Source organism: Nocardioides sp. NBC_00368, assembly GCF_036090055.1.
In the GTDB taxonomy this organism is placed as follows: domain Bacteria; phylum Actinomycetota; class Actinomycetes; order Propionibacteriales; family Nocardioidaceae; genus Nocardioides.
This window is the reverse complement of the sequence record NZ_CP107970.1, coordinates 237,197-255,527: the sequence shown is the minus strand read 5'-3', so window position 1 is coordinate 255,527 and position 18,331 is coordinate 237,197. Positions and strand designations below refer to the sequence as shown.

The 18,331-nt window shown below is 71.0% G+C and carries 18 protein-coding genes; 5 read left to right on the top strand and 13 right to left on the bottom strand.

The features are described 5' to 3' along the window. Nucleotides 1–16: 16 nt before the first annotated feature. The 4 genes from OG984_RS01215 (at nt 17) to OG984_RS01200 (ending at nt 6,310) form a co-directional block, all read left to right on the top strand. Nucleotides 17–1,192: an ROK family transcriptional regulator gene (locus tag OG984_RS01215; protein WP_328529859.1), complete on the top strand. Its 1,176-nt coding sequence runs from the start codon at nt 17–19 to the stop codon at nt 1,190–1,192. Next, nucleotides 1,189–2,307 (top strand): N-ethylmaleimide reductase, encoded by a 1,119-nt coding sequence (gene nemA, locus OG984_RS01210; RefSeq protein ID WP_328529858.1) that lies wholly within the window; start codon nt 1,189–1,191, stop codon nt 2,305–2,307. The genes OG984_RS01215 and nemA overlap by 4 nt, the downstream gene beginning before the upstream one ends. A 63-nt stretch (nt 2,308–2,370) precedes the next feature. Further along, entirely contained in the window at nt 2,371–4,800 is a 2,430-nt protein-coding gene (locus OG984_RS01205; RefSeq protein ID WP_328529857.1) for a GH92 family glycosyl hydrolase, read from the top strand. Nucleotides 4,801–4,840: 40 nt separating this feature from the next. Then, the gene (locus tag OG984_RS01200) at nt 4,841–6,310 is read left to right on the top strand and encodes an NCS2 family permease (RefSeq protein WP_442940942.1); all 1,470 of its coding nucleotides are present in this window, start codon (nt 4,841–4,843) and stop codon (nt 6,308–6,310) included. 23 nt (nt 6,311–6,333) lie between these two features. Here the strand turns inward: OG984_RS01200 and OG984_RS01195 are convergent, their stop codons facing one another. The 13 genes from OG984_RS01195 to OG984_RS01135 all read right to left on the bottom strand — a co-directional run bounded on the left by OG984_RS01195 (nt 6,334) and on the right by OG984_RS01135 (nt 17,092). Further along, nucleotides 6,334–7,359, bottom strand: a complete 1,026-nt coding sequence (locus OG984_RS01195) for an Atu2307/SP_0267 family LLM class monooxygenase (protein WP_328529855.1) — start codon at nt 7,357–7,359, stop codon at nt 6,334–6,336. Nucleotides 7,360–7,371: 12 nt separating this feature from the next. Then, nucleotides 7,372–8,124: an urease accessory protein UreD gene (locus OG984_RS01190; protein WP_328529854.1), complete on the bottom strand. Its 753-nt coding sequence runs from the start codon at nt 8,122–8,124 to the stop codon at nt 7,372–7,374. Then, entirely contained in the window at nt 8,099–8,854 is a 756-nt protein-coding gene (ureG, locus tag OG984_RS01185) for an urease accessory protein UreG (RefSeq protein ID WP_328529853.1), read from the bottom strand. The genes OG984_RS01190 and ureG overlap by 26 nt, the downstream gene beginning before the upstream one ends. Beyond that, nucleotides 8,847–9,509 (bottom strand): urease accessory UreF family protein, encoded by a 663-nt coding sequence (locus tag OG984_RS01180; RefSeq protein WP_328529852.1) that lies wholly within the window; start codon nt 9,507–9,509, stop codon nt 8,847–8,849. The genes ureG and OG984_RS01180 overlap by 8 nt, the downstream gene beginning before the upstream one ends. A 5-nt stretch (nt 9,510–9,514) precedes the next feature. Then, nucleotides 9,515–11,206 (bottom strand): urease subunit alpha, encoded by a 1,692-nt coding sequence (locus OG984_RS01175; RefSeq protein WP_328529851.1) that lies wholly within the window; start codon nt 11,204–11,206, stop codon nt 9,515–9,517. Nucleotides 11,207–11,208: 2 nt separating this feature from the next. Then, complete coding sequence (gene ureB / locus OG984_RS01170; RefSeq protein WP_328529850.1) at nt 11,209–11,544, bottom strand: urease subunit beta; 336 nt, start codon at nt 11,542–11,544, stop codon at nt 11,209–11,211. Nucleotides 11,545–11,553: 9 nt separating this feature from the next. Next, the gene (locus OG984_RS01165; protein WP_328529849.1) at nt 11,554–11,856 is read right to left on the bottom strand and encodes an urease subunit gamma; all 303 of its coding nucleotides are present in this window, start codon (nt 11,854–11,856) and stop codon (nt 11,554–11,556) included. A gap of 12 nt (nt 11,857–11,868) precedes the next feature. Further along, complete coding sequence (locus tag OG984_RS01160) at nt 11,869–12,546, bottom strand: ATP-binding cassette domain-containing protein (protein ID WP_328529848.1); 678 nt, start codon at nt 12,544–12,546, stop codon at nt 11,869–11,871. Next, the gene (gene urtD / locus OG984_RS01155; RefSeq protein WP_328529847.1) at nt 12,546–13,304 is read right to left on the bottom strand and encodes an urea ABC transporter ATP-binding protein UrtD; all 759 of its coding nucleotides are present in this window, start codon (nt 13,302–13,304) and stop codon (nt 12,546–12,548) included. Before urtD ends, OG984_RS01160 begins: the two co-directional genes overlap by 1 nt. After that, on the bottom strand, nt 13,301–14,437 hold the full coding sequence (gene urtC, locus OG984_RS01150; protein ID WP_328529846.1) for an urea ABC transporter permease subunit UrtC: 1,137 nt from the start codon (nt 14,435–14,437) through the stop codon (nt 13,301–13,303). The genes urtD and urtC overlap by 4 nt, the downstream gene beginning before the upstream one ends. Continuing rightward, nucleotides 14,434–15,318 carry an urea ABC transporter permease subunit UrtB gene (gene urtB, locus OG984_RS01145; protein ID WP_328529845.1) on the bottom strand — a complete coding sequence of 295 codons (885 nt, stop codon included), beginning with the start codon at nt 15,316–15,318 and terminating at the stop codon, nt 14,434–14,436. The genes urtC and urtB overlap by 4 nt, the downstream gene beginning before the upstream one ends. 4 nt (nt 15,319–15,322) lie before the next feature. Then, a complete protein-coding gene (gene urtA, locus OG984_RS01140) occupies nt 15,323–16,564 on the bottom strand; it encodes an urea ABC transporter substrate-binding protein (protein ID WP_328529844.1) in 1,242 nt (413 codons plus the stop codon). A gap of 129 nt (nt 16,565–16,693) precedes the next feature. Next, nucleotides 16,694–17,092: a MarR family winged helix-turn-helix transcriptional regulator gene (locus OG984_RS01135; RefSeq protein ID WP_328529843.1), complete on the bottom strand. Its 399-nt coding sequence runs from the start codon at nt 17,090–17,092 to the stop codon at nt 16,694–16,696. A 95-nt stretch (nt 17,093–17,187) separates the two neighbouring features. Here OG984_RS01135 and OG984_RS01130 point away from each other — a divergent pair, with 95 nt between their 5' ends. Further along, nucleotides 17,188–18,306, top strand: a complete 1,119-nt coding sequence (locus tag OG984_RS01130) for a substrate-binding domain-containing protein (RefSeq protein WP_328529842.1) — start codon at nt 17,188–17,190, stop codon at nt 18,304–18,306. Nucleotides 18,307–18,331 lie beyond the last annotated feature (25 nt).

Here is an 18,331-nt window from a genome sequence, read left to right as displayed (position 1 = left end):
CCCCTACAGTCACGGCATGACCACTCCGGAGTCGCGGTTGCGCGCCACCAATCGATCCCAGGTTCTGGACCTCCTGGGACGGTCGGCGCCGGTCAGCCGCGCCGAGCTCGCCCGGCGCACCGGGCTCTCCCGCAGCACGGTGTCGAGCATCGTCCAGGAGCTGCTCGCCTCCGAGCAGATCGTGGAGACCACCGGCGCGGGCCTGGCCCGTGGTGGCGGCCGCCCGCCCTCGCTCCTCACCGTCAGCGGCGCTCCCGGCACGCTCATCGGGGTCGACATCGGCCATCGTCACGTCCGGGTCGCGGTCGCCGACCTCGCCACGAATCCGCTGGTCGAGCAGGAGATCCGTCTCGACGTGGACAACTCCGCGGTCGAGACCATCGACCGCGCGGCGGCGCTCGTGCGCGACTGCCTGGCCCAGGCGGGTGTCGACCCGAGGAACGACCGGGTCCTCGGCGTGGGCATGGGGATCCCGGGCCCCGTCGACCCGCACAGCGGCATCGTGGTCTCCCCCATCCTCGGCAACTGGATGGACCTCGCCCCGGGCGAGGAGCTCGCCCGGCGCATCGGGCTGCCCGTCCAGATCGAGAACGACGCCAACCTCGGTGCCCTCGCCGAGATCGAGTACGGCGCGGCGCGCGACGTCGACGACGTCATCTACGTCAAGGCCTCGAGCGGCATCGGCGCCGGGCTGGTGCTCGCCGGCAAGCTCTACCGGGGCATCACCGGGATCGCCGGCGAGATCGGCCACGTACGTTTCGAGGACAACGGCCCGATCTGCCGGTGCGGCAACCGCGGCTGCCTGGAGAAGGCGTTCGGCGGCTCCCGGCTGGTCGAGCTGTTGCAGCCGGCCTACGACGAGACGCTCAGCGTCGAGCGGCTGCTCGAGCTCGCCCAGGAGGGCGACATCCGGGTCAACCGGATCCTCGACGACGCCGGCCGCGCCGTCGGCCGGGTGCTGGCCGACCTCTGCAACCACCTCAACCCGGCCCTGATCGTGGTGGGCGACACGATGCGCCACTCGGAGTCCTTCGTCCTCGGGATCAAGGACTCCATCGACCGTTTCACCCAGCCCGACACCGCCGCCGCGCTCGACGTCGTCCCGAGCGAGCTCGGCGACAAGGCGGGCGTGATGGGGGCGCTGGTGATCGCAGGCTCGGTCGCTCCGGCACCGGAGTCGGGAACAATATGAGCGAGCGCTCAGTTCAGCGCCACATGACCTCACTGTTCTCGCCGCTGAGCCTGGGTTCGACGACCCTCCCCAACCGCGTCCTGATGGCGCCGCTGACCCGAATGCGCGCCAGCCGCCCGGGCGACGTACCCAACCCGCTGATGGCCGACTACTACCGCCAGCGCGCCTCGGCAGGCCTCATCGTCTCCGAGGGGACCCAAATCTCGCCGCAGGGCAAGGGCTACATGGACACCCCCGGCATCTACTCGGCCGAGCAGGTCGAGGGCTGGCGTCACGTCACCGACACCGTCCACGAGGCGGGCGGCCGGATCGCGGCGCAGCTGTGGCACACCGGCCGGGTCTCCCACGAGTCCTTCCACGACGGCGACCTCCCGGTCAGCGCCTCCGCGCTCCCCTACCGCAACCGCACGACCGTACGCGGCGAGGACGGCACCCCGACCCGGGTCAACTGCCCCACGCCCCGTGCCCTGGAGACCGCCGAGATCGCGGACGTGATCGACGACTACCGTCGCGCCACCCGCAACGCCCGCGAGGCCGGCTTCGACCTGGTCGAGATCCACGCCGCCCACGGCTACCTGCTCCACCAGTTCGCCAGCGCGAGCAGCAACGAGCGCACCGACTCCTACGGCGGCTCCCTGGCCAACCGCGCCCGGCTCACCCTCGAGGTGCTCGACGCGGTCATCGCCGAGTGGGACGCCGAGCACGTCGCCATCCGGATCTCCCCGATCGGCTCGTTCAACGGCCTCGAGGACCCCGAGGGCGCCGAGATGGGCCTCTACCTGGCCGAGGAGATCGGCAAGCGCGACATCGCCTTCCTGCACCTGTCCGAGCCCGACTGGGCCGGTGGCCCGGAGCTGACCGACGACTACCGCAAGCAGCTGCGCGCCGCGCACCCCGGTCCGATCGTGGCCGCCGGCGCCTACACCTCGGAGAAGGCCGCGCGCCTGCTCGAGGCCGAGCTGATCGACGCCGCCGCGTTCGGACGCACCTTCATCGCCAACCCGGACCTGCCCCGACGCCTGGAGCAGAGCCTGCCACTCAACGAGCCCGACCTGGCGACCTTCTACGGCGGCGGCGAGGCCGGCTACACCGACTACCCCGAGTGGACCGCCTGAGTTCAACTGCTTCTCACCCGAACCCGCACGGCGGAGGGCCTTCTTCTGGAATCGTCCTCCGCCATGCGGGTTCTCGCGACTTGTGCCCTGTCCCTCGCGCTCCTCGGCAGCGCGCTCACCTCGCTCACCGCGGCTCAGGCCGCCGCACCCCCGGTCGGTGACCCGGTCGCGCTCGTCGACCCGCTGATCGGCTCGGCGAACGGCGGCAACACCTACCCCGGAGCGGTACGTCCCTTCGGGATGCTCTCCTTCAGCCCGACCTCCACGGCGGGCGACCAGACCAACACCGCCGCGTCGAACGGCTACTCCTACGACACCACCCGGCTGCGCGGCTTCTCGCTGACCCACGTCAACGGGGCCGGCTGTCACCCGGGCGCCGCCGGCGACGTGCCGATCTTCCCGCACACCGGTGCGATGACCGGGTCGCCGACCGCGGACGTGACCGATGCGACGTACGCCTCGGACTTCAGCCACGCCGACGAGCTGGCCGAGCCGGGGCGCTACCGGCTGGGACTGGCCAACGGGGCCGAGGTCGACACCGCGGTGACGACCCGGGCGGCGGTCAGCGATCTGACCTTCCCGGCCGACAAGCCCGCGAACCTGCTCTTCCGGACCTCCAACTCCCTCAACGGCAGCGAGACCGCGGTGACGCGGATCGACGAGGCGCGGCGGACGGTGAGCGGCTCGGTGCTCACCGGCGCGTTCTGCGGCCGGCGCGGCAACGGCGGCGGGAGCAACAAGCGCTCCTACTACCGCCTCTACTTCACCGCGCAGTTCGACCGCGCCTTCTCCGGCCACGGCACCTGGGTCAACGGCGAGCTCCAGCCGGGCTCGACCGAGGCGCGGGGTGGTGAGGGCTACGAGACCGGCGCGGCCCGCCAGGGGCAGGGCTCGGGCGGCTACGTCTCCTTCGACCCCAGCCGCGACCAGAGTGTGCGGATGCGGATCGGGATCTCCTACACCAGCCAGTCGGCCGCAGAGGCCAATCTCGCCGCCGAGATCGGCCGGCGCGACACCGTCTCGACGGTCGCCTCGGACGCTCGCGCGGAGTGGCGCCGGGCGCTCTCCTCGATCGAGGTCGCCGGCGGCACCTCGGCGGAGCGGACCGCGTTCTACACCGGGCTCTACCACTCCTACCTGCAGCCCAACGTCATCTCGGACGTGGCCGGCACCTACTGGGGCAGCGACCAGGAGGTGCACCGGATCGAGCGAGGCCAGCAGGCGCAGTACGGCAACTTCTCCGGGTGGGACCAGTACCGCGCCCACACCCAGCTGCTCGCCCTCCTGGAGCCGCGCGTGGCCGGCGACTTCGCCCGCTCGCTGCACGCCTACTCCCGCCAGCACGGCGGAGTCTGGGACCGCTGGATCCACCTGAGCGGCTGGACGCACGTGATGACCGGCGACCCTTCTGCCCCGACTCTGGCCGGGTTCTACGCCCTGGGCGTCCGCAACTTCGACGCCGCCGGCGCCTATCGGTCGCTCGTCCGTCAGGCGACGGTACCGCACCCCGACGGGCTCTCCAGCTACGGCTGCCCCGGGCAGTGCATCGGCCAGCGGCCGAACCTGGCCGACTACCTCGCCAAGGGGTATGCGCCCCAGGACACCTGCCGCTGCTGGGGCGGTGCCGCGGAGACCCTCGAGGACTCCGTCGCCGACTACTCGCTCGCCGACTGGGGCCGCCGGCTCGGCGCCCCCTCGGCCGAGACGGATGCGCTGATGGACCGGGCCGGCTGGTGGCAGCACACCTTCAACCCGGCCGCCACCGACCCCGCCACCGGGACGGCCGGCTACCAGCAGGCCCGCAACGCCGACGGGAGCTGGGTCGCCGGCTTCAGCCCGTCGACCCAGACCGGATTCGCGCAAGGGAGCAGCGCGACGTACACCTGGATGGTGCCGCACGACGTGGCCCGGCTGGCCGTGGCCGTCGGCGGGCGCGAGCGGGCGATCCAGCGGCTGGACTCGTTCTTCCACAAGGCCGACGGCTCCTGGCAGTACACCGGCGGCGACGCGTTGCGCTACGACCCGACCAACGAGCCCGGCATCCACGTGCCCTGGATGTACAACGCCCTCGGCGCACCCTGGAAGACCCAGGAGACGGTCCGCGCGATGGCCTCGCTCGCCTACGGCACGGGACCGCGGGGTCTGCCCGGCAACGACGACCTCGGCACGATGTCGGCGTGGTACGTCTTCTCGACGATGGGCATCTACCCGCAGGACCCCACCCGCGCCGAGATGCTCCTCTCCAGCCCGGTCTTCGAGCGCGTCACCATCCACCGCGGCAACGGCGTCGACATCGTCATCGAGTCACCGCAGGCGAGCGCCGAGAACATCTACGTCCGGGCGGTCACCCTCGACGGCAAGCCCCTCACCCGGTCCTGGCTGCCCGAGTCGGTGATGACCCGCGGCGGCACCGTCCGTATCGACGTCGGTGCCCAGCCCGACCGGGCCTGGGGCACCGCCGAGGCCGACCTGCCGGTCTACCACACCGACTGACCAGCGCCCTTCCCCGAGCGAGCGCCCCGCATCTGCGAAGATGCGGGGCGTGAGCACTTCGACCCCGGCACGTCCCCATGCTCTTGACCGGTTCTTCCAGATCAGCGCTCGCGGCTCGACGGTCGGGCGCGAGGTGCGGGGTGGTGTGGTCACCTTCTTCACGATGGCCTACATCGTCGCCCTCAACCCCCTGATCCTCGGGTTCGCGGAGGACATGAACGGCGACCTCCTGGGCGGCACGAGCGGCGACAACCTGGCCGCGATCGCGGCCGGGACCGCGCTGGTGGCGGGCGTGATGACGATCCTGATGGGCGTCGTCGCCAACTACCCGCTGGCGCTGGCGACCGGGCTCGGGCTCAACGCGTTCGTGGCGTTCTCGATCGCCGGGCAGATGACCTGGGCCGACGCGATGGGCCTGGTGGTGATCGAGGGTCTGGTGATCCTGGTGCTGGTGCTGACCGGGTTCCGGGAGGCCGTCTTCCACGCTGTCCCGCGCGAGCTCAAGACCGCGATCTCGGTCGGTATCGGCCTGTTCATCGCGGTGATCGGCTTCGTCGACGCCGGGTTCGTACGCCGCATCCCCGACGCCGCGAACACCACCGTTCCGGTGCAGCTGGGCCCGACCGGGCAGCTCGCGGGCTGGCCGGTGCTGGTCTTCGTGATCGGTCTCGTCCTGCTCATCACCCTGTGGGTGCGCAAGGTGCGCGGCTCGATCCTGATCTCGATCGCGGCGACCACGGCGCTGGCGATCATCGTCGAGGCCATCGCGGACCTCGGCAGGGGCAGCGCCGAGAACCCGACCGGCTGGGCGCTCAACGTGCCGGCGATCCCGGACAGGATCATCGACTGGCCCTCGTTCGCGACGCTGGGCGAGTTCAACCTGCTCGGCTCCTTCGAGAACGTCGGCATCGTGACCGCCGTGCTGCTGATCTTCACGCTCATGCTCGCCGACTTCTTCGACACGATGGGCACGATGACCGCGATCGGCTCCGAGGCCGGGCTGCTGCGGCCGGACGGCACCCCGCCGCGTACGCGCTCGATCCTGGTCGTCGACTCGCTGGCCGCTGCCGCCGGTGGCGCCGGTGGTGTCTCCTCCAACACCTCCTACGTCGAGTCCGCCTCGGGCGTCGGCGAGGGCGCCCGGACCGGTCTGGCTGCGGTGGTCACCGGTGTGCTGTTCCTGCTCACCACGTTCCTGGCTCCGCTGGTGACCGTGATCCCGTCGGAGGCGGCGGTGCCCGCCCTGGTGCTGGTCGGCTTCCTGATGATGCAGCAGGTCAAGGACATCAACTGGGCCGACCCGGACATCGCCCTCCCCGCGTTCCTGACGATCGCGCTGATGCCGTTCACCTACTCGATCTCGGTCGGCATCGGCGCGGGCTTCCTGGCCTACGTGCTCATCAAGATCGTCCGTGGCAAGGCGAAGACCGTGCACCCGCTGATGTGGCTGGTCGCGGTCATGTTCGCCGTCTACTTCGCGATCCACCCGATCTCGAGCTGGCTGGGCTGACGGGCTGGGCTGATCGGGTCAGATCAGCCCAGCATGTCCTTGACGAGCGGCACGACCCGGGTGCCGTAGAGCTCGATCGAGCCCATCAGGTCCTCGTGGCGCACCTGGCCCTGGTCGTACTTCAGGTCGAACCGGTCGACGCCGAGCACCTTGATGGTGCCGGCCAGCTTCCGGGCGACCGTCTCGGGCGAGCCGACGTAGAGGGACCCGCCCTCGATCTCGCGCTCGAAGTCGCCGGGCCGCGGCGGCGGCCAGCCGCGCTCGCGGCCGATCTGGGTGCGCATCGCCAGCCAGCCCTCGTAGACCGTCTCGCGGGCCTGCTCGTCGGTCTCGGCGATGAACCCGGGCGAGTGGACGGCGACGCGTTTCCGCGGCTCGCCGAACTCGTCCTGGGCGCGCTCGAAGAGGTCGATGTAGGGCGCGAACCGGTCGGCCGGTCCGCCGATGATGGCCAGGAAGAGGCCGAAGCCGTGACGGGCGGTGCGTACGACCGACTCCGGGCTGCCGCCGACGCCGACCCAGGCGGTCAGGCCGTTCTCGGTGCGCGGGAAGACCTCCTGGTCGGTGAGCGCCGCACGGGTGCGGCCCTCCCAGGTGACCTTCTCCTCCTTCAGGAGCGCGGCGAGCAGCTCGAGGCGCTCCTCGAAGAGCTCCTCGTAGTCGGCGAGGTCGAAGCCGAACAGCGGGAACGACTCGGTGAACGAGCCGCGCCCGGCGACGATCTCGGCACGGCCGTTCGAGACCGCGTCGAGGGTGGCGAACCGCTCGAAGACCCGCACCGGGTCGTCGGAGCTGAGCACGGTCACCGCGGAGCCGAGACGCAGCCGCTCGGTGCGGGAGGCGACCGCGGCGAGCACCATCTCCGGGCTGGAGACGGCGAAATCACGGCGGTGGTGCTCCCCCACCCCGAAGAAGTCGAGCCCGACCCGGTCGGCGAGCACGCCCTCCTCGACGATGTTGCGGATCACCTGCGCGTGGTGCTGCGGCTTGCCCTCGGCGTCGCGGGTGACCCCGCCGAAGGTATCCAGGCCGAACTCGATCTCAGTCACGCCGTTGAAACCTCAACCAGTCCTGGCGCATTCCCAGGGGTGTTCCGGGATCTCGTGGGTCTGGCTCGCCAGATGGCGCCACAGCGTCCCGCCGTGCTCGAGGTCGAGCCTGCCGTCCGGGCAGGCGTCGGGCGGTACCTCGCACCCGAGCGCCGTGACCGACGCGAGCACCCGGTGCGGCCCGAGGAGCCCGGGGGCCAGCGAGTCCGCGTCCAGGTCGAGGGATTCGACCAGGAACGGGCGACCGTCATGGTCGTAGGCCTCCCAGGTGGTGCTCGCCCGACCCGGGCGCTCGCCGTGGCGGCCGAGGACCAGGGTCTCGCGGAGGGCGAGCCTCGCACCGTGAGCGAGGGTGACCCGGGTGTCACGGGTGACATCCGCACCGGCGGAGACGACGAACGGCTCGCCGGCCCAGACCAGGCCGGCGCCCGCCGCGAGGGTGATCCGGACCGACCAGGACGCGTGGCCGCCGTCCATGTCGTACGCCACCGTCCCGGCTGGCTCGACCAGGGTCAGGCGCGCGCCCTCCCCCACCTCGACCTCGATCGTGACGTGGTCGCCGGCCAGCAGCATCGCGCCGTCGGGGACCAGCGAGATCCGCGCCGACCGGTCGTCGCTGGCGATCAGCATCGGGCGCAGCGCCGGCGCGGTCGCCGGGCCGGCGACCTCGGTCTGCACCCGCACCCGGCCGCCGTCGACCGCCCCGACCCGCACCCGGGTCAGGGAGCCGTTGGCCAGCTCAGGCGTGCTGATGGTCGTGGACATGCTCGGCGTCGTGCTCGTGGGCGTGGCTGGTCCCGTCGGCGTGGAAGTGCGGCGCCATCGGACCCGGGTCGGCGGGGACGAGGGACCCGCCACGGTGTCGGGTCAGCTCCGACCTCACCCAGGCGATCAGCTCCTCGACGGAGGCCGGGTCGGTGCGGGAGAGGGCGATGACCGGACGGCCCTCGCGCACCGACCCCGCGTCGGAGACCATCGCGGCCGGGTCGACACCGACGTACGGGGCCAGGTCGGTCTTGTTGACCACCAGCAGGTCGGCGCGCTCGATGCCGGGGCCACCCTTGCGGGCGACGTCGCCGCCGCCGGCGACGTCGATCAGGAAGATCTGGGTGTCGACCAGGGCCGGGGAGAACGTCGCGGTGAGGTTGTCGCCGCCCGACTCGACCAGGACCACGTCCAGCGGCGCGAACTCCTCCTCGAGCTCCTCGACGGCGATCAGGTTGGCGGTGACGTCGTCACGGATCGCGGTGTGCGGGCAGGCGCCCGTCTCGACGGCCCGGATGCGGGCCGGGTCGAGCACACCGGCGGAGCGGAGGAAGCGGGCGTCCTCGTCTGTGTAGATGTCGTTGGTGACCACGCCGATCTCCAGGTCGGCGGAGAGCTCGCGGCACAGCAGCGCGATCAGCGAGCTCTTGCCGGTCCCGACGGGGCCGCACACCCCGACGCGCAGTCCCCTGCCGTTCGTCGTCCCATCCTTCTTCACAGTTTCAGGCACTGAACAACCTCCTGGTCGTGTCGGCGTGGGCGAGGGCCCACAGGTCGAGCTGGGGCGCGCTGGGCGCCGGGATCTGGTGAGGGTCGGTGAGCGGCGCGACCTCGGCGGCGACCCGCTCGGCCTCGGGGAGCAGGTCGTGCACCCACGAGGTGGCGTCGAGCGGGTCGAGGGGCAGCAGCTTGAGGGCTGCCGAGGCGACGGTCTGCAGGTCGTCGTACGCCACCAGCCGGCCCAGCGACGCCGGCGCGAGGCCACCCTCGGCGGCCGCCGCGGCCAGGACGAGCGGACGGCACGGCCGCTCGAGAGCGGCCACCTCGGCGACGTGCGCCGAGTCCGGGAACAGCCGCCTGACCAGCCGCAACAGCGCCCGACCGAGGGTGCGCGAGGTGTCCCGCATCGGCGCCGCCGGGGTGCGGGCCGCCCAGGCGTCCAGGACCGCCTCCAAGGGCAGACCGGCGCGCAGCCGGTGCAGCGCCACCGCGGCCGTCCCGGCCTCGACCCGTACGACGCTGGCCAGTCGCGACCGCATGAAGACCGGCACCTGCTCGGCGGTGAGGCCGGAGCGTACGGCCGCCTCCAGCTGGCCCGACTGGGTGTGGCCGGCGACCGGGAGGCGGGCGTCGGCCAGCAGCATCATGAGCAGGTTCTCGGACATCGCGCTCAGAACATCGAGTAGAGCTGCGTCAGCGGCAGCTCGGTCGCGGGGGCGGGCTCGATCAGCTCGCCGTCGACGTGGATGCGGAACGTCTCCGGCTCGACCCGGATGTCCGGGGTCGCGGAGTTGTTGATCATCTGCGCCTTCCCGATCTCCCGGGTCGGCTCGATGCCGACGAGGCGGCGGCGCAGGCCGAGCCGCTCGGCCAGCCCGGCGTCGAGAGCCGCCGGGGAGACGAACGAGATCGCGTGGTCAGCGCCCGGCCCGACCAGCGTCGGCCGCATGAGCACCGGCTGCGGGGTCGGGATCGAGGCGTTCGGGTCGCCGAGAGCGCCCCAGACCAGGACGCCGGCCTTCATCACGACCTCGGGACGGATGCCGAAGAACCGCGGGTCCCACAGGACCAGGTCGGCCATCTTGCCGGGCTCCACGGAGCCCACCTCGGCGGCGATCCCGTGAGCGATCGCGGGGTTGATCGTGTACTTCGCGACGTACCTCTTCGCTCGGATGTTGTCCGCGGCACCGCCCAGCGAGCCGAGCCGGGCCTTCATCGCGTGGGCGACCTGCCAGGTGCGGCAGATGACCTCGCCGACGCGGCCCATCGCCTGGGCGTCGGAGGAGGTGACCGACAGTGCTCCGAGATCGTGGAGCACGTCCTCGGCGGCGATCGTGGTCGCCCGGATCCGGGACTCGGCGAAGGCCAGGTCCTCGGGCACCCGCGGGTTGAGGTGGTGGCAGACCATCAGCATGTCGAGGTGCTCGGCGACGGTGTTGACGGTGTGCGGCAGGGTCGGGTTGGTCGAGCCCGGGATGACGTAGGGCAGCGAGGCGACCGAGAGGATGTCGGGCGCGTGCCCTCCCCCGGCGCCCTCGGCGTGGAAGGCGTGGATCGAGCGGCCGGCGATCGCCGCCACGGTCGACTCCAGGTAGCCCGCCTCGTTGAGCGAGTCGGAGTGCAGCGCCACCTGCAGGCCGTGCTCGTCGGCGGCCTTGAGAGCGGCATCGATCGCTGCCGGGGTCGAGCCCCAGTCCTCGTGGACCTTGTAGGCGGCGGCGCCCGCCAGCGCCTGCTCGGCCAGCCCGGCGGCAGAGACGGTGTTGCCCTTGCCCATCAGCAGGAGGTTGACCGGCAGGTCGTCGAGGGCCCGGTGGATGGTCTCGAGGTGCCACGGCCCGGGGGTGACCGTGGTGGCCTTGGAGCCCTCCGAGGGCCCGGTGCCCCCGCCTCCGATCGTGGTGATCCCGGTCGAGATCGCCTCGACGATCTGGGACCGGGAGAGGAGATGTACGTGGATGTCGATCGCCCCGGCGGTGAGGATCTTTCCCTCGCCGCTGACCACGTCGGTGCCCGGCCCGATGACCAGGTCGGGGTGGACGCCGTCGGCGATGTCGGGGTTGCCGGAGCGGCCCAGGGCGACGATCCGGCCGCCGCGGATCCCCACGTCGGCCCGGACGATGCCCCAGTGGTCGAGCACGAGAGCGTTGGTGATCACCGTGTCGAGAGCACCCTCCGCCCGAGGCACCGTGGACTGGTTCATCGACTCACGGATCGACTTGCCACCGCCGAAGACCGACTCCTCGCCGCCGGCGGTCAGGTCGTCCTCGACCTCGATCCACAGATCGGTGTCACCGAGCCGCACCTGGTCGCCGGTGGTGGGGCCGTAGAGCGCGGCGTACTCGGTCCTGCTGATCTCCACCGTCACGCCTCCTTGGTCTGGCTGTGCTTGATCTGCAGGCCGGGCACGCGACGCGCGCCCTTGAGCGCGACGATCGCGACCTCGCGGGACGCCCCCGGCTCGAACCTGCGCGAGGTGCCGGCGGGGATGTCGAGCCGGAACCCTTCGGCGGCCTCCCGGTCGAAGGAGAGAGCCGAGTTCACCTCGGGGAGGTGGATGTGGGAGCCGATCTGGACCGGCCGGTCACCGGTGTTGAGGACGACCAGGGTGCGCCGCTCCGACTCGCCCCGATCGGCGTTGAGGTGGATGGTGCCCTCGGCGACGCGTACGGCTCCGGGTCCTCTGGACTGCACAGACATGGGGCCGCCTCAGGCGATGGGCTGGTGGATGGTGACGAGCTTGCGCCCGTCGGGGAAGGTCGCCTCGACCTGCACCTCGACGAGCATGTCGACCACGTCGGGCATGACCTGCTCGCGGTTCAGCACGGCACGCCCCTGCGTCATCAGGTCGGAGACCGAGGCGCCCTCGCGGGCCCGCTCGATCACCCAGGTGGACAGCAGCGCGACCGACTCGGGGTAGTTGAGCAGCACCCCTCGGGCCAGGCGGTCACGCGCGACCATCCCGGCCACGGACAGCAGCAGCTTCTCGGTGTCGGACGGGGTCAGATGCATCTGTGGATCCTTCTAGACGGCCAGCTGGGATCGGACGTGCTCGTGGGCCCCGGAGCCGCCGTCACCGCGGGCGGTGATCCGGCCGGACTCGAGGATGTAATAGGCAGAGGCCGTACGCAGCGCGAACCCGACATGCTGCTCGACCAGCAGCACGGTGAGGTCGCCGCGCCCGGTGAGCTCGGAGATCACCCGCTCGATCTCGGCGACCACGTTGGGCTGGATGCCCTCGGTCGGCTCGTCGAGGATGAGCAGCCTCGGCCTGGTCAGCAGCGTACGCGCGATCGAGAGCTGCTGGCGCTGACCGCCGGAGAGCAGCCCGGCGCGTCGCCCGAGAAGCTCCTTGAGGGCCGGGAACAGGTCGAGCATCTCGCTGATCCCGGCCCGGTCGCCGACCAGCTGGAGGTTCTCCAGCGCCGTCATGTCGCCGAAGCTCTGCTGCCCCTGCGGGACGTAGCCCAGACCGCGCTTGACGCGTGCGCTCGGCCGCAGCACGGTGACGTCCTCGCCGTCGAGCAGCACCCGGCCGCTCTTCGGCCGGACGAGTCCGGCCGCAGCCTTGAGCAGCGTCGTCTTGCCGGCGCCGTTGTGCCCCATCAGCGCCACCGCGGCGCCGGTCGGGACCTCGAGGCTGACCTCGTGGAGCACCGTGGTGCGGCCGTAGCCGCCGGTGACCGACTCGATCCTCAGCATCAGGCGTCCTCCTCCGTGGTTTCGGTGACCGCGGCGACGGTGTCTCCCAGGTAGACCCGCTGCACCTCGGCGTCCTCGCGGATCTCGGCGGCGGTGCCCTCGGCGATCACCTTCCCGGCGTGCAGGACGGTGACGACGTCGGCGAACCGGCGGACGAAGTCCATGTCGTGCTCGATCACCACGACGGTGCGCCCCGGGCTGATCCGGCGGAGCAGCTCACCGGTCTCCTCGCGTTCCTCGGCCGACATCCCGGCGACGGGCTCGTCGAGCAGCATCACCGACGAGTCCTGCACCAGGAGCATGCCGATCTCCAGCCACTGCTTCTGCCCGTGCGAGAGCACCCCGGCCTGCCGCTCCGCCAGCTCGGTGAGCCCCACCGTCTCCAGCACCTCGGCGACCCGCTCGGGCGTACCCCGCCGCGGCAGCATCAACCGCCACCGCGCCCGGTGCACGCCCGCGGCGATGTCGAGGTTCTGCAGCACGCTCAGCTCCTCGAAGACCGTCGCGGTCTGGAACGTACGTCCCACCCCGAGGCGGGTGATCCGGTGCGATGCCAGCGAGAGCAGATCGCGTGTGCGATAACGCGCTTCACCACTCCCCTTCGCCAGGCCGGTCAGGGCGTCGACCAGGGTCGTCTTTCCGGCTCCGTTGGGGCCGATCAGGAAGTGCAGCCGGCCGGGCTCGAGGGTCAGGGACACCCCGTCGATCGCGACGAACCCGTCGAACTCGACCCGCAGGTCGCTCACCGTCAGGGTCATCGTGCTGCCGCCTCCTCGGATGCTGACCGAGCAACCTCGGTCGGCGCCTGCTTCCCTCGTGGAACTCCGCGAGGAGAGTGATCGCTCGCCGAGTCACCTCGGTGAGCATTCAGCCGGCCGACCAGCCCCAACAGCTGCGCCAGCCCACCCGGCAACAGCAGGATGACGAGCACGAACAGCGCTCCCTGGAAGTAGGACCACGACCCCGGGAACGCCTCGGAGAGCGAGGTCTCGGCATAGCCGACCAGGAGCGCGCCGACGGCGGGGCCGAGCAGCGAGGCCCGCCCGCCCAGCGCGACCCCGGCGAGCAGCCCGATGGAGGCGACCACGCCGACGTCGTCGGGCGAGACGATCCCGGCGATCGGCACGAAGAGCGCGCCGCCGATCGAGGCCAGGACGGCCGCGATGACGTACGCCGCCAGCTTCACGTTGGCCGGGTCGGTGCCGAGGAAGCGGACCCGCTCCTCGCCGTCGCGGACGGCAACCAGCAGCTCGCCGAAGCGGGTGCGGTAGAGCCAGGCCATCGCCAGGATCGAGACCAGCAGGATCCCGGCGGCGATGAAGTAGAGCATCCGCTTGTTGGCCGGGTCGAACAGGGCGTACCCGAAGAAACCCTGGAAGTTGTTGAGCCCGTTGGCGCCGCCGGTGGTCTTGACCTGACCGACGAGCAGGATCGCGAAGGCGGCGGCCAGTGCCTGCGACAGGATGGCGAAGTACGCCCCCTTGATCCGTCGCTTGAACACGGCGAGGCCCAGCAGGCCCGCGACGAGTGCCGGCAGGACGAGGATGACGGCGAGCGCGAGAGCGCCGCTGCGCAGCGGCTCCCACCAGCCCGGCACCGTGGCGTCGCCGTAGAGCGCCATGAAGTCCGGCACCCCGCCCGGGCCGGCGTCGGCGAGCTTGAGGTGCATCGCCATCGCGTAGGCGCCGATGCCGAAGTAGAGCCCCTGCCCGAGCACCAGCATCCCGCCACGGCCCCAGGCCAGGCCGATGCCGACCGCGGCGATGGCGTAGCAGCAGTACTTGGCCAGCAGACCGAGCCGGAAGTCCGACAGCACGGCCGGGGCGAGGACGAGCAGGGCGACCGCGAGCAGCAGCCAGCCGACGTACGGATAGAGCTTCTTCATGCTCATGCCAGGCTCCTGGTCCGGACCGAGAGGATGCCCTGCGGACGCAACTGCAGGAACGCGACGATCGCGAGGAAGACGATCACCTGGGCGACCGACCCGGTCAGGGCGTGGGCGAGGAAGGCCTGGAGGAGACCGATCCCGAGAGCCGCCACGATGGTGCCCTTGAGGTGCCCGATGCCACCGACCACGACCACCAGGAACGCCTGCACGATGTAGGACGTGCCGAGGTTGGGGCCGGTCGAGCCGAGCAGCGTGAGCGCCACCCCGGCGACGCCGGCCAGGCCGGAGCCGATGAAGAAGGTGGCCTGGTCGGTGCGGCGGGTCGAGATGCCGATGGTCTCGGCGAGGTCCCGGTTGCCGACGGTCGCCCGGATCTGCCGCCCGAGCGCGGTGAACCGGAGCACGGCCAGCAGCGCCGCCACGCAGAGCCCGGCGAGGATCAGGATGAAGAGCCTGGTCAGCGGGAAGTCGTAGCCGAGGATCGGGATCGAGCCGTCGAGCCAGCCCGGCGCGGGTACCTCCTTGGCCGGAGCCCCGAAGATGTCGCGCGCGACCTGTTGCAGGACGAGCCCGACGCCGTAGGTGACCAGCAGCGTGTCCAGCGGACGGGCGTACATCCACCGCAGCACGCTCGCCTCGAGCGCCAGCCCGAGCAGGCCGCCGATCACGAACCCCGCGGGGAGCGCGATCAGCAGGCTCAGCTCGGTGCTGGCGACGATCGTCGAGACGACGTAGGCGGTGTACGCGCCGGCCATGATGAACTCGCCGTGGGCCATGTTGATCACACCCATCTGACCGAAGGTCAGGGTGAGCCCGAGAGCGATGAGGAGCAGGACCGCACCGGCGGAGACGCCGGTGAAGACCTGGGCGAGCAGCGCGTCCAACGGACTAGTTCTTCCACCAGTCGTAGGACTTCAGGTAGGGGTCCGGCTCGATCGGCTCGTCGCTGGACCAGACCGCGTCGATCAGGCCCTCGGAGTTCACCTGCCCGATGAGCGCGGTCTTGGCGATGTGGTGGTTCTCGCCGTTCACCTCGACAGTGCCTTCGGGCGCGTCGTAGGTGACGCCGTCGGAGGCGTCGATGACGTCCTCGACCGCGAACGAGTCCGCCTTCTCGACCATGCCCTTCCACAGGTGCAGCGAGGTGTAGGCCGCCTCCATCGGGTCGGAGGTGACCGCCTTGGCGCCGTTGGCCGCCTTGAAGTCGGTGACGAACTTCTGGTTCGCCGGGCTGTCGATGGTCTGGTAGTAGTTCCAGGCCGTGTACTGCCCCTCGAGGTTGCCCACGCCGACGCCCGGGACCTCCTCCTCGGCGATCGAGACCGAGAGTACCGGCATCGCCGAGGCGGTCAGGCCCTTGCCCTTGTACTCCTTGAAGAAGGCCACGTTGGAGTCGCCGTTGAGGGTGTTGAAGACCGCGTCCGCGCCGGCGGCCTTGACCTTGTCGACGACCGTGCCGAAGTCGGTCGAGCCCAGGGGCTGGTACTCCTCACCGAGGACCTCGATGCCGTTGGCTGCTGCGTACTGCTTGATGATCTTGTTGGCCGTGCGCGGGAAGACGTAGTCGGAGCCGACCAGGAAGATCGACTCGATCTTCTTCTCCTGCTTGAGGAAGTCGAGAGCGGGGATGATCTGCTGGTTGGTGGTCGCGCCGGTGTAGAAGATGTTGTGCGAGGACTCCAGGCCCTCGTACTGGACCGGGTAGAAGAGCAGCGCGTCGTTGCCCTCGAAGACCGGCAGCATCGCCTTGCGCGAGCTGGAGGTCCAGCCGCCGAAGACGGCCGCGACGCAGTCGTCCTGGATCAGCTTGGTCGCCTTCTCGGCGAAGACGGTCGGCTCGGACTGGCCGTCCTCGCTGACGATCTCGAGCTTCTTGCCGAGCACTCCGCCGTCGGCGTTGATCTCCTCGGCGGCCATGGACAGGGACTTGAAGACGGTCGTCTCGCTGATCGCCATCGTGCCGGACAGGGAGTTGAGGAAGCCGATCTTGACGGTGTCGCCGCTGGTGTCGACGCAGCTCTCGCTGGTCGCCGCGTCACCGGTCTTCGCGCCGCCGCACGCGGTCGCGGTCATGCCCAGGGCGAGCACCGAGCTGGCCGCGAGGACGCGGCTCGAGAATTTCGTACGCACGGGATGGGGGTCCTTCCATCGGACAATTGCTCTCGAATGGAAGGAATCTAGGGACGGGTTGTTTCGCCGATGTGTCAGGCCCGGCGACGATTTGTTTCCAGACGGAAACGTCTTCTCAGGCCGTCGGGCTCAGTCGAGCCGGTCGAAGGCGGCCTTGAGGTCGCGGACGACTTCGGCGACGGGCTCGGCCTGCTGCCGGGAACGGATCTCGCGGGCGACCGAGGCGCCCACCGGTGAGAGTGCGACGACCGCGCGACGCTTGTCCTCGGCGTGCACCTTGCGCAGCACCAGCCCGCGCTCGGCGAGCCGGTCGACGTGGCGGGTCAGCGTGCCTGCCGGGAGCGCGGCGCCGTCGGCCAGCCGCGACATCGTCTGGCCGGGCTCGTCGAGCAGCACGCTGAGGATGCGCCACTGCTCCGCGGTGAGGTCGAAGTCGGCGTACGCCTCGGCGAGCGCGCGTTCGATCCGGCGCTGCGCCCGGGCGAGCAGCACGGCCAGATCCGTGCCGGCCGTCTCGGCAACCTCCATGAGTCCTCCCCAAGATCGCTGTCTGCCGTACCCTAACCACCCAACGGCTCAATGGTGAGTCATCAGGACAACATTCCGTTCGGGAGCAGGTGTCGATGACCCCACCGTCGTTCACCCCGTCCTCCCATGCCCTCCTGGGTCTCGCACCCCGCCCGCACGGGGCGGTCTCGATCGCCTTCGTGGTGCCGATGCAGGGCCCGACCGGCATCTACGGTCCCGGCTGCCTGGCCTGCGGCGAGCTGGCAGCCGACGAGCTCAACACCGGAGGTGGGATCGCCGGCCGACCGGTCGAACTGGTGGCGGTCGACGCCGGGCGCACACCTGAGGAGGTGGCCGCCGAGGTGGCCCGGCTCGTCGAGCTCGGCCGGGTCGACGCCATCGCCGGCTGGCACATCTCCGCCGTACGCCAGGCGATCACCGCCCGCGTCGGCGGCCGAGCCCTCTACGCCTTCGCCGCCATGCACGAGGGCGGCGACGACACCCCAGGCGTCTTCATGATCGGCGAGCGCCCGGTCAACCAGCTGCTCCCCGCCGCCGCCTGGATGCGGGCCAACCACGGCGTCTCCCGCTGGGCCGTGGTCGGCAACGACTACGTCTTCCCGCGGGTCACCGGATCGACGGCGCGCGCGGCACTGCACGGCTCGCCCTCGCAGGTCGTGAGCGAGACGTACGTCCCGTTGGGGACGCGCGACTTCGCCGGCGTGCTGCGCGGGCTCGAGGGCAGCGAGCAGGACGGCGTGATCATGCTGCTGATGGGGCAGGACGCAGTGCACTTCAACCGCCAGTTCGCCGCCGCCGGGCTGAGCTCCTCGCTGACCCGGCTGAGCCCCGCGGTCGAGGAGAACACCCTGCTCGCCGGCGGTGTCGGCGCCAACGCCAACGTCTTCGCCGCCGCTGCCTACTTCGATGGCCTCACCACCCCCGAGTCGGCCGGACTGGCCGAGCGCTACTACCGCCGCTTCGGCGAGTACGCGCCCTCCCTCAACGCGGTCGGCGAGTCCTGCTACGAGTCGCTGATGTTCCTGCGCCAGGTCGGTGACGCCTGCGGCTCCCTCGAGGTCGAGCCCGCGCTGCACCTCGCCGAACGCCACAGCTACTCCAGCCCCCGCGGCCTCATGCGCATGCACGGCAACCTCGTCGACCAGGACGTCTACATCGCCGCCGCCGACGGCCTCCGCTTCGAGATCCAGGAGCAGATCGCGTACGCGTCCTAGTGTGCCTCGCGCGCCTGATCGCCAT

Excerpts from the sequence above, each read along its gene's own strand:
- OG984_RS01165 (WP_328529849.1), bottom strand. The coding sequence starts at position 11,856 with ATGCATCTGACCCCGTCCGACACCGAGAAGCTGCTGCTGTCCGTGGCC.
- nemA (WP_328529858.1), top strand. The coding sequence starts at position 1,189 with ATGAGCGAGCGCTCAGTTCAGCGCCACATGACCTCACTGTTCTCGCCG.
- OG984_RS01180 (WP_328529852.1), bottom strand. The coding sequence starts at position 9,509 with ATGTCCGAGAACCTGCTCATGATGCTGCTGGCCGACGCCCGCCTCCCG.
- urtD (WP_328529847.1), bottom strand. The coding sequence starts at position 13,304 with ATGACCCTGACGGTGAGCGACCTGCGGGTCGAGTTCGACGGGTTCGTC.
- OG984_RS01200 (WP_442940942.1), top strand. The coding sequence starts at position 4,841 with ATGCGGGGCGTGAGCACTTCGACCCCGGCACGTCCCCATGCTCTTGAC.
- OG984_RS01190 (WP_328529854.1), bottom strand. The coding sequence starts at position 8,124 with ATGTCCACGACCATCAGCACGCCTGAGCTGGCCAACGGCTCCCTGACC.
- OG984_RS01135 (WP_328529843.1), bottom strand. The coding sequence starts at position 17,092 with ATGGAGGTTGCCGAGACGGCCGGCACGGATCTGGCCGTGCTGCTCGCC.
- urtC (WP_328529846.1), bottom strand. The coding sequence starts at position 14,437 with ATGAGCATGAAGAAGCTCTATCCGTACGTCGGCTGGCTGCTGCTCGCG.
- OG984_RS01215 (WP_328529859.1), top strand. The coding sequence starts at position 17 with ATGACCACTCCGGAGTCGCGGTTGCGCGCCACCAATCGATCCCAGGTT.
- OG984_RS01205 (WP_328529857.1), top strand. The coding sequence starts at position 2,371 with ATGCGGGTTCTCGCGACTTGTGCCCTGTCCCTCGCGCTCCTCGGCAGC.
- OG984_RS01130 (WP_328529842.1), top strand. The coding sequence starts at position 17,188 with ATGACCCCACCGTCGTTCACCCCGTCCTCCCATGCCCTCCTGGGTCTC.
- OG984_RS01160 (WP_328529848.1), bottom strand. The coding sequence starts at position 12,546 with ATGCTGAGGATCGAGTCGGTCACCGGCGGCTACGGCCGCACCACGGTG.
- ureB (WP_328529850.1), bottom strand. The coding sequence starts at position 11,544 with ATGTCTGTGCAGTCCAGAGGACCCGGAGCCGTACGCGTCGCCGAGGGC.